The sequence below is a fragment of the Vibrio sp. Vb1755 genome, from assembly GCF_033338635.1.
Lineage (GTDB): Bacteria > Pseudomonadota > Gammaproteobacteria > Enterobacterales > Vibrionaceae > Vibrio > Vibrio alginolyticus.
Genome location: NZ_JAWOTA010000183.1, coordinates 1 through 1,316, shown reverse-complemented (window position 1 = coordinate 1,316; position 1,316 = coordinate 1). Strand labels below are relative to the sequence as shown.

The window sequence follows — 1,316 nt, the reverse complement described above, 5'->3', positions numbered from 1 at the left end:
GTTTGTAAGCGATCTTTCGATTTTCTGACGTACTTTTAGCCATAATATGAGTAATAACTCACAATTTGTTACCACATGCGGTCTGAAAGCCCTTGCTTTCCTACGTATTTGGACCAATTAATAAGGCACTTTTGCGGTTATAATCACTGCAAATAACAACTATCAGACTACTTTCAAGGGCAACTATGCTGCTGTTATCCATTTATATCTCTATTGCAATCGGCATTTCGTTTATCTGTTCGGTACTGGAGGCGGTACTACTGAGTATCAGTCCGAGCTACATTGCGCAGCTCAATCAACAGGGGCATCCTGCTGCTGAGCAGCTATCTAAACTCAAGTCCGACATCGACCGCCCATTAGCGTCGATTCTGACTCTAAACACTATTGCTCACACTATCGGTGCAGCAACAGCAGGTGCACAGGCGGCCGTCGTATTCGGCAGCGAAGCACTTGGCATCTTCTCTGCTGTGCTCACACTGGCGATCTTGGTTCTCTCTGAAATCGTACCGAAGACCATCGGTGCAACGTACTGGCGTCAGCTTGCACCAGCAGCGGCGGTATCGCTACGTTGGATGGTATGGGCGCTAACGCCGTTTGTATGGTTTTCAGAGCAAATCACCAAGCGTTTGGCTCGTAACCACGAAGCACCAAAAATGCGTGATGAACTTTCTGCGATGGCGATTTTGGCACGCGAAAGTGGTGAGTTTGCAGAAGGCGAATCTAAAATCTTAAGCAACCTGCTAGGGATTCAAGATGTGCCTGTCACACAAGTCATGACACCTCGCCCTGTTGTCTTCCGCGTTGACGCAACGATGACCATCAATGAGTTTCTGGACAAACACAAAGACACACCGTTCTCACGTCCGCTGGTATACAGCGAGCAGAAAGACAACATCATCGGCTTTGTGCATCGTCTAGAACTGTTTAAGATGCAGCAATCCGGCAGTGGTCAGAAACAACTCGGTGCGGTCATGCGTCCAATCCAAGTGGTTCTGAACAATACAGCGCTACCAAAAGTATTCGATCAAATGATGACGCACCGCCTACAACTGGCACTTGTGGTCGACGAATACGGCACTGTGCTTGGCCTTGTCACACTTGAAGACATCTTTGAGCACTTAGTTGGTGAAGAAATCATCGACGAAGCCGACAAGAGCACCGACATGCAAGAACTGGCCTACCAACGCTGGGAAAGCTGGAAAGAAATGCACGGCGTAATCGAAAGCCGCGATGACGACGACGAAGAGTTAGAAAAACAAAACGTTGAGCCAGAAACACAAGAGCCAACAAAACCAGACTCAAAAGAATCGTAACCA

At 47.9% G+C, this 1,316-nt stretch carries 1 protein-coding gene; it reads left to right on the top strand.

Going from position 1 to position 1,316, the window contains the following annotated elements:
• Positions 1-185: 185 nt before the first annotated feature.
• The gene (locus R7E00_RS23710) at positions 186-1,313 is read left to right on the top strand and encodes a CNNM domain-containing protein (protein WP_005456452.1); all 1,128 of its coding nucleotides are present in this window, start codon (positions 186-188) and stop codon (positions 1,311-1,313) included.
• The last annotated feature ends 3 nt before the right edge of the window (positions 1,314-1,316 follow it).

What these genes read in the sequence shown, in the direction of transcription:
- R7E00_RS23710 (WP_005456452.1), top strand. Translation starts at nt 186, where the DNA reads ATGCTGCTGTTATCCATTTATATCTCTATTGCAATCGGCATTTCGTTT.